This is a genomic window from Halomonas sp. 3F2F, from assembly GCF_014897805.1.
GTDB lineage: Bacteria > Pseudomonadota > Gammaproteobacteria > Pseudomonadales > Halomonadaceae > Vreelandella.
Window position 1 is genome coordinate 23764 of record NZ_JABUZE010000026.1, and the last position, 9296, is coordinate 33059.

The window sequence follows — 9296 nt, forward strand, 5'->3', positions numbered from 1 at the left end:
TCCTGGCCATGAATTCTGGTATCTCGAAAAGCTCTGGTAGTTCGAAAAGCGCTGGCATCGTTAAGAACATTGGTGTGCTCGGTGCAGGCCAGCTTGGTCGTATGCTGGCATTGGCTGGCTATCCGCTAGGTAATCGCTTCACGTTTTTAGACACGACCGGCAACCCGAGTGCGGGCATTGGCGACGTTGTTATCGATCCCAATAACCAGCATTTGGCAGAGTTTCTCGATAAGGTCGATGTAGTAACCTACGAGTTTGAGCATCTGCCCGTAGCGCTGGTTGAGCAAATTGAACAGCACAAACCCGTTTACCCAGGAAGCCGGGCGATTGCCGTTTGTCAAAACCGTGTTGAAGAGAAAGCCTTATTTGATCGCTTGGGTATTCCGACACCTGCTTACCGCGTCGTTGAGAGTGCCGAACAGCTTGAAGCGGCAGCCAATGAGCTGGGCTGCCCGGTGGTCGCCAAATCAGTGACAGAGGGGTATGACGGTAAAGGGCAAGCGGTGCTGAAAGCGCCGGAGCAGGCTGAAGAGGCATGGAAGAGCATTGGTCACCGTCAACTGATCGTGGAAGCGTTTGTTGATTTTGTACGGGAAGTCTCGATGATTGCCGTGCGCGGTCGTGATGGGGATGTGGTGTTTTATCCCATGGCGGAAAATCAGCATGTAGACGGCATTTTGCGCTATTCCGTTGCGCCGCTACCGGATTTAGCTACCAGCGTTCAAGAGACAGCCGACAGCTACATTCGTATGCTGTTGGATGAGTTGGATTATGTGGGCGTGATGGCGCTGGAACTGTTCCAAACGCGGGATGGCAGCCTATTGGCTAACGAGATGGCTCCACGCGTGCATAATTCTGGCCACTGGACCATGGACGGTGCGGTCACTAGCCAGTTTGAAAACCATCTGCGCGCTGTGCAAGGCCTACCGCTCGGCAGCACCCAGGCTATTGCACCTACTTGCATGGTGAATGTTATTGGCCAGGAAGGTGACAATGCCGCGCTGTTGGTGATTGGCAATACTCACTTGCATCGCTATGACAAGGAAGAGCGGGCAGGGCGCAAGCTGGCACATGTCAATGTCGTCGCTGACACGCATGCCGAGCTGCTTGAAAAAGTGCGTGCGTGCCAGGCATTACTACCTGATGCACCGCCGGTGGCGTGGAGTTTCGAACGCTCACTGTAAAGTTGATGGATTATCACGACGAAGCCGCCTGATTAGGGCGGCTTCGTCGTTGATTACCCCGCCAGTTGGCCGCTAAGCAATAGCCACAGCGCAATTAAAGCAAAGTGTCCTGGATACCAAGCAAGCCATAGGCGGCGCGGCATGGCCAGGGCTACGGATGGCACACGTTGGGCTGCACCTGCTGCCAGCATCAATATCACCACGCAAGTGCCAACGGTAAACGACTTTGCCATGTCTGAAGCGTTCATTTGACCGGCTATCCAAAGTGCGGGAAATGCGGCTAAGCCTGCCCACAAGCGCGATTTTAGTGCGTCGCGGGTTTCGTTAAGCGCCTGCATGGCGAACATTAATAGCGGAATCAGTAGCAAACCGTTATGGCCGTACTCCACCCAAAACCCCAACAAATACCAGACGGTGACGCCTACCGCTGCTCCAAGCATTAGCCAGGCTAATCCTAGCGTCTGCTGTTGATAGTGCTGCCAACCTTGGCGAACCAACGCACCCAACGCTAGGCCACAGGCAAGCGTGAAGCAGACATTAAGAATAAAATCGTCAGACGCGCGTGGCATCAGCATATAAGGCAACTGAGCCACTAAACCAATGACCAGTATGCGGCGTGAGTAGCGTAGTGGGTTACGGGTGTTAAACAGCCCGTGCCAGGCAACCATTGCCGCAAACAAGGGGAAGGCGATACGGCCAATGGACGAGCCTGCCCAGCTTAAGTCCCAGTCACCCGGCAACACATAGCGAGTAAGGTGATCTACGGTCATGGTGAATAGCGCCAGCCATTGCCCCCAGGCGGTCCAATGAGAAGAGGGGCGCGCATCGTAAGCCGCCTCGGTGGAGACGTTTGCATTGGTTTGTTCAGCCATTAGACTTCCTTGTGAGTTTCCTTACTGGATTACAGACTCGATTTGGCTGAGCAAGTTCGGTACAGGTTTAAGTACTAGTTTAAGTGCTAGGGGTGGCAGAGCGTTTCAGCTAAATGGCCGCTGGAATTCTCCAAGGCCCGCCTCGTTAAGATGCTCAACGGTCATCGTTTCTGCTTTTCCATCCGCGCCCATGGTGAATTCGACCTGCGAAACCGAGCCCTCTGGTTGGTTCTCTGTCACCGGGAAGGCGACAAAGCGATCGCCGTCCCAGTGGGTCAACCGCAGGTGCTGTGGCGCGGGGCCAACTTCGAGTACCAAACCGTCAGCGGTCTCACGCACCTCAGCCGCCCCGAAATAGGCATTGCCATAGTCCCCTGCATAAGCGTCGGCAGGTCGGGCCTCGGTGGGCTCAGTCGGAGGTGTCACACCCACCAGATCTCCGGCCGGCGCAGAGAGCGGTGCGATGCGTGGCCCGTAGGCCGCCAGCCAGTCGCGCTGTTCCACACCAAACTCTGCCAGATCAAGAAAACTGGCCGTCAGCGCCTCGGGGAGACCCGTGGGGGTGGCATTGGTCAGCACGATGATCCCAAGCCCAAGGTCCGGCAGCATCGAATAGGAGGTCGCTGCACCAAAAGCGAAGGCGCCCGAATGGCTCACCACGACACGCCCAGTGGGGCGCACCCCGACACCAAATCCGTAACCATAGGTACCAGCCCGATCGGCCGCGTCACCGGGGCGGCTGCTGATGGCATGCGGTGAAAGCGCGGGCACGAGCGCTTCGGGCGCAATCAGTTGCTGCTCTGCAAAGCGCCCGTTGGAGAGCACCAGCTTCATCCATTTCGCCATGTCTCGCACGCTGGAGCTTACCCCGCCCGCCGGACTTTGCGCATCGGGCTGGCGCAGGTCTGCCACTCGGAAGCCGTTGGCATCCGGCACATGGCTAGCGGCGCGATTGTCGCGCGCCATGTAATCTGAGTGGCGCGAGCTGGTTGCCTCCATGCCGAGCGGACCATAGAGCGCCTCTTCCGAGAGCGTTGACCAGTCCTTGCCGGTTGCGGTGGCTACCGCCTCTGCGGCAGCCGTAAGGCCGAAATTCGTATAGGCGTAATCGGCTCTGAACTGCCCCATGGGCAACTGCGCCAGCCGCTCCAGTACAGCGCGACGGTCATAGCCTATATCCTCGAGATCATCACCGGCGTGGTCCGGCAGGCCCGAGCGGTGCGCATAGAGATCCCCGATGGTGACATGATTGCTGACCCAGGGATCGCCCAGGTCGAACCACGGTAAGTGGTTGCGCACCGGATCATCCCAACTGACGGTCCCTTGCGAAACCTGCGTGGCCACCACCGTGGCTCCGACAGATTTGGATAACGAAGCGAGCAGAAAGACCGTATCCGCATCAACCTGTTCCTCCGCGCCCTCCGCCCGTAGCCCCCAGCCGCGCATCAGCAGTGTCTCTTCCCCATGTACCACGGCAACGGCGAGGCCCGGTACCCCGGTTCGCTCCAACATATCCTGTGCCAACTCATCCAGCGAAGCGACCGCCTCATCGATCCGTGCCTGCGGCACTGGCAATAGGTTCACCCGCGCAGGAGAGATCGCCGGGTCCGGCAAGGTGATGGCTGGCAGCGTCTCCGCATGGAGCGGAGCATTGAACGCAAGCAATGCGGCGGCAGCGCTAAGAGCGCTCAAGGCCGAGGTCAGAAGGGGGCGTGCGGCTTTCGATGTGGTCATGTCAGGATCTCCTGTGGGATGGGTGGCGCGACAGGTGAGGCGATACCTCCTAGCGGATCAGAAGGGCATTGCCAGTTGGAAAATTAGTTTGCCCCCCTTGTCGTCCACTATGTCAGAACGGGTCCAAGGAAGCGCACCGATAACCTGGAAATTCAGCCGTTCTTCTAACGTTCCACCAAGGCCCACTCCATAGGAGCCAAGATACATGTGTCCGGTGACGTCGTCGGACCAGGCTGCGCCGTAATCCACGAAGGCCGAGGTTGAAAGCGTGGGCAGGAGTGCCAGCCCGATATCGACCTCGTGGCTTACCCGGGCCGAGGCCGCTGCACCTTTGTCGCCAGAGATGGTGCCGCTATCGAAGGCTCTGCCATAAGTCTCGCCGCCAATGCCGAACTGAACAGCACCCGGCAGGGGCCTGCCAGAGTACTGGCCGCGAGCCAACAATGTCATTGTCGTCGCCTCGCTGAACGCCTGTGTGTAGTCCAGTTCGGCGGTAACAAAGTGGAAGTCATCCGGCACCGCGCCCAGATCAATATCCGAGTTCGTGCCGAGATTCAACGCTCCTTCGAGGTTGATCTCGGAGGTCTCAAAGCTCTGGCTGTATTGCAGTGAGTTCGTCGCCCAGCGGATCCGGCTGCGGGCAGCGGCCGAGCCAAAAACGTCCACGTCATCGTTACGCACCGTCAGCTCAGCCTGCCCCCAGAGCGACCTGTCCAGCGTCCGCAGAAACGGATAGGACATAAACGCCGTGCCTATGGCTGATGTCACATCGATGTCTGGCGCACCAGCTCCTCCGTCGGGGTGTTGGCGCAGATAAACAACGCTATAGCCCGCGCTAAGCCCGTTCGAGCTGATCGGATAGCTTTGCATCATTTGAAGCAGTGTCATCCGGTCAGGGTGTTGCGGTGTGATGACGCCGGTTAGGTTGGTGGTCTCGAACCTGCGCAGAACATCGTTTAGGGTCACCATACTGGCCATTTGTAGTGGGCCAACGGCGTCGGACCCCAGATTATCGAGCCCGATCATTCCTGCGCTGCGATGCTGTGCGACCTCCAGCCGCAGCACTCCGCCGCCCGTCGCGCCTTCGGGGCGCACAAACGTGCCTTCAATCGACAGTCCGGCAAGATCACTCATTAACAATAGTTCGCGCTCGGCCGCCTTTACCCGAATCGGGTGCATGTCGAGAATACGTTGCAGGTAAGGGGACAGTCGGTTCTCGATGCCGGGGATATTGCTGTTGATCTCGATACGGTCGACATAGCCTTCGAATACCTGCAGCTGGATCTGTCCGTCAGAAAAATCCTGCACCGGCACCACTGTCTTGGAAAAATAGCCCGCAGCGAGATAGGCCGCGTCAACAGCATCTGCCATGCGGTAAAGGTCAGCTAGCGTAATTTCGGTGCCGATTTTGCCCTGCCAGATTGGCGTCAACGCCGGCAAGGGTAGAGTCCGCGCGCCATCAATGTGCACCGAGTTCAAGCGAAAACGGATGCTTTTGGCGCGATCTAAGTCGATCTTGTCGCGTTCGTCCTGCACACCAATGGCGACACTGCCCACCTGTGGCGGCGGTTCATAGCGTTGTAGAATGACAGTTTGCTCGGAGAGGATACGATCGACGTTCGGCAAGCCCTGTGAAAAGGCTGGGCCCGCGTAACAGGCGCAAAGCAGTGCCAGTGCGCCCAAGCGAAGGGGTGAGGAGCAGCTGGGATGGAGCTGCAATGTTAACGCGCTCACTCTGCCGGAACCGTCGGTGGCATAGAAAACGGATGCCCGAGGGCGACGGATAACGCCTCAAACACGCGGCTAGCGGGCGAGCTGCACGCAAGTTCGTCGGGGTTATTCGGTAGCACGTCCTCATCCCCGCAATCGCCCGAAGGGATGTCGCTGTTAGCCTGGACGACTACCGTCGTGTCTGTCGTCGTGTCGTAAAACACCGTCGTGTTGTAACCCGGCAGTTCGCCCGTGTGGCCGACCCAGCCATCAACGCACCCCATGGCGATGCCGTAGCCCGCCGGCTCGGGGAAGGACCGCAGGCGCTCCTGCTGTGTCTCGGCGCTCAACAGGCCTTTGCCTGTGCCGAGGGATCGCCCGTAAACCAGCAGGTCGTCGAGAGTTGATATCATTCCACCTGCTGTCCATCCCCAAGACGGATTCCAATGCGTCGCGTTCGAAGGCGCTGTCGGCGTGGCAGCATCACCTTGCAGGGTAAATCCCTGCGGATAAGGCGTCGGCATAAGGGTGGCACCGTCAGGACCGATGGTCTCTGTCAGGCCCAGTGGTTCCAGGATCATCGAAGCAAAGACAGTGTCGATATCTTGCCCGGTCACCTGCTCAATCACGAGGCCCAGCAGCACGGTATTGGTGTTTGAATAATTGAATTCCTCCCCCGGCGCAAAGATCGGTGAACCGGGGAGGGCAAAATCGAGCAGCTCCTGCGGCGTATAAGGCAAGTTAGGATCTGCAAAGAACTGATCAAGGAAAGGGTCCGCCTGAGTATAGCTCAGCAGGCCGCTGGTCATGCTGGCCAGATGGCGTAGGGTGATGATATCGCCGTTGGGAACGCCGGACACATACTGGTCGATCGTATCGTCGAGCGATAGCTTGCCAGCTTCGGCCAGTTGCATCAGGGCGGTACCGGTGAAGGTCTTGGTGATCGATCCGATTCGGGTATGCATGCCGACTTCCATCGCAGCCTCGGTTTCCGGGTCCGCAACGCCCCAAGCACCGCTCCACCTGCCCTCGGGTGTGACAACGCCCGCAATAATCCCCGGCGCAGCGGCCCCGTCCAGCGCCCCAAGTGTGGCCGCATCAAGGGCGTCGGCCAGCGCCTCAGGCAGCGGCGTGTCGGGTAGCGTGATGGCTGCACGGGCCGTTACCGCTGCCGGGTCGGCCACGCAGAACTGCTGCGCCTGATCTTGAGCCTGCGCTGTAACCGGGGCCGCGAGGGCAAAAGCCACAGCACAGACCGAGAGGCCAGGCCGAAACTGGCGGGCCGTTCTGTGATGGAGTCTGATCGCTGTCATGTGCCTGTCCCTTGTTTGTTATGCACTTGCTACTTGGATTGCTTCGAAAGCGAAGATAGCCCATTTATGATTGCAAACAAACAAATGTAAAGTTCAATTAAGGTGCAATGTGGGTATAATTTGCGCTTTACTAATCCGCTTATGCCCTTTACCTAACGGCTGCCGCCATTCGTGCGCTACGGCCTGGGGTAGTCAGTTCCGAGGCCCCCTACGGCATGATTTCGAAAGATATCAAGGTAAACCTAAGCGAAGGCATTTTGCTGTGCGGCGAAGTACAGATGCGCCTGCGTCCCAAGACGCTGTCTGTTTTGGTGGCATTGGTGGAGCAACAAGGCGAAGTGGTCAGCACGGCTGATTTGCGGCGCATGATATGGGGCAATAGCCATGGCAACGAGGCAGGCCCCAAACAGTGCATCCGCGAATTGCGCCGGATGCTGGACGACAGCGCCCAAGACGCCGGGCTGATCGAGACAGTGGGTCGCCGGGGCTACCGGCTGACGCGTCCGATCTCGCTGATCGGCGCTGCGTCTGAGGATCTTATAACGGCATCGACAGTACTCTGCCTTGGGCGGGATAAAGAGCTGGAAGTTCTAAGCGAAAGGGCCGACGCCGCCAAGCGCGGTCGACGGGCGCTGGCTTTTATTTCGGGCGAGGCAGGGGCCGGTAAGACACGCCTTCTGGAAGCATTTGAGGCTGGTTTACCCCAGCGCACACCGCTGTGGGTCGCCTGGGGACAGGCCATTGCGCACCCTGGCGCACGCGAGCCCTACGGGCTGCTGATGGATGTGTTGACGCAACTTATGGCCGGGCCTGAGGGGGGGACGCTGGCGCGACTTCTGCCACTCGTCGCTCCCTCTTGGGTCAAGCAACAACCTGGGCGTCGCTCGAAGGCGGAAGCGTTGGACCGTACTCGCCGCGACTCAATGCTGCGGGAATTCTCCGCGCTGATGGAGCGGCTGACCCGTGGCCGCCCTGGTATTCTCGTGCTTGAGGATCTGCACTGGGCAGACCCCAGTACGCTAGCTTGGCTAGCGGCTTGGGGGCTACAACGCACTCCGGCGCGATTACTGGTGCTGGGTAGCTATCGCGATGATGAACTAGACCGCGCTGGAACGCTTGCGGCAACACTGAGTCAGCTAAGTCGGCAGCCAGACTGCAGGTTGATCACCCTTGGTGGTCTCGATGAGGCGGCAGTGTCTGGATGCCTTGCAGAGCGCTTCCAGGGTAACGCTTTTCCTCCTGATTTGGCTCAGACTCTTGCCCACCGAACCGAGGGTCATGCCATGCTTGTTGATGCGGCGGCAGACTTTTGGCAGGCGCAAGGTCTTGTGCGGCGCGACGAGACTGGCTGGCAGCTTTCCAGCTCTCCTGAAGCGTTGGTCGCAGCCATCGCCCCCAGTGTCCGTACCCTGATCGAGACTGAACGCACTAGCCGCCTGCTGGCTGAGGAGCGCAGCTTGCTTGAAACCGCCAGTGTAGCGGGATCGAACTTTTCCGCGATTGACCTGGCCGACAACCGCGTCGGGGTGGAGGCGGCGGAGCGGCAGCTAGAACTCCTCGCCCGAAACCGACGATTCATCACCCGTGCGGGCCTCAGCTATCGACCCGACGGATCGGTGGCCACGCGCTATGCCTTCCGGCACGCGCTACATCACGAAGCGCTCTACGATGGGTTGCCGGCAGCGAACAGGCAAGGCACGCACCGAAGGGTCGGTCTGCGGCTGGAGGCCAGCCACGGTAATGCAGCGGGTGAGATTGCCCCTGTACTGGCCGATCACTTTGAACGCGGCGCCGACTGGCCGCGTGCCGCACGCTATCGTGTGCTGTCGGGGTGGCGTGCGCAGGCGCGTGGTGCCTCCATGGATGCCGCAGAGCAGTTCCGCAGAGCACGGGACCTGCTGACCCGAGGCAGCGGGGCTGGTACGACGAACCCTGAGGCCGACCGCGCGACTGAACTCGATGCCCTGCTTGGGCTTGGCGCGGCGCTCATTGTCTCGGATGGCTTTACTGCGGAAGAGCTTCGGGAGGTTTACCGCCGCGCGGGGCAACTAGCTGCCCAGGTCGGCGATCCCGCTACGACGATCCCGGTTCTCGCAGGGCTTTGGAACGATCACCTGACGCGGGCTGAACTGACCCGCGCCGAAGATCTCGCGCTAGGGCTGCAGGCTCTCGCAGGGCATGCACCAGCACATATGGCGATGGTAGCCCATAACGCTGTCGGGCAGACTCGGTTTTTCACCGGCGCTTTACCGGCTTGCGCCGCAGAAATCGCCGCCGTGCTGGAAATCGCCCCTCGCCATGCCGAACAGAACGGTAATGTCCTCTTCGGTGAGGACCCAGAGGTTGTATGTCGCCAGTACGCGGCCTGTGTCGCTGAACTGACTGGTGCCTCGGCAGAGGCTGAGCGGCACTTTACCGCTGGCAGTGCGCGCGCCGACCGACTGGGCACCGCCTTTGGGCGCGCCCAGATGCTCTGGTGCGGG

General features: G+C 59.6%; 6 protein-coding genes. 2 read left to right on the top strand and 4 right to left on the bottom strand.

Annotation, left to right across the window (positions count from 1 at the left end; translation table 11 throughout):
• Positions 1-8: 8 nt before the first annotated feature.
• On the top strand, positions 9-1184 hold the full coding sequence (locus tag INT21_RS02460) for a 5-(carboxyamino)imidazole ribonucleotide synthase (RefSeq protein ID WP_193067802.1): 1176 nt from the start codon (positions 9-11) through the stop codon (positions 1182-1184).
• A gap of 53 nt (positions 1185-1237) precedes the next feature.
• On the opposite strand, the gene INT21_RS02465 is transcribed toward INT21_RS02460, so the two are convergent.
• The 4 genes from INT21_RS02465 to INT21_RS02480 form a co-directional block, all read right to left on the bottom strand.
• Positions 1238-2056 carry a TraX family protein gene (locus INT21_RS02465; protein ID WP_193067803.1) on the bottom strand — a complete coding sequence of 273 codons (819 nt, stop codon included), beginning with the start codon at positions 2054-2056 and terminating at the stop codon, positions 1238-1240.
• A 105-nt stretch (positions 2057-2161) separates the two neighbouring features.
• On the bottom strand, positions 2162-3790 hold the full coding sequence (locus INT21_RS02470) for a serine hydrolase (RefSeq protein WP_193084817.1): 1629 nt from the start codon (positions 3788-3790) through the stop codon (positions 2162-2164).
• A gap of 57 nt (positions 3791-3847) precedes the next feature.
• Complete coding sequence (locus INT21_RS02475; protein WP_193084818.1) at positions 3848-5416, bottom strand: ShlB/FhaC/HecB family hemolysin secretion/activation protein; 1569 nt, start codon at positions 5414-5416, stop codon at positions 3848-3850.
• Positions 5417-5520: 104 nt separating this feature from the next.
• Positions 5521-6813, bottom strand: a complete 1293-nt coding sequence (locus INT21_RS02480) for a serine hydrolase domain-containing protein (protein WP_193084819.1) — start codon at positions 6811-6813, stop codon at positions 5521-5523.
• Positions 6814-7028: 215 nt separating this feature from the next.
• Between INT21_RS02480 and INT21_RS02485 the strand changes: the two genes are divergently transcribed.
• A partial coding sequence (locus INT21_RS02485) for an AAA family ATPase (RefSeq protein WP_193084820.1) occupies positions 7029-9296 on the top strand: 2268 nt, incomplete at its 3' end.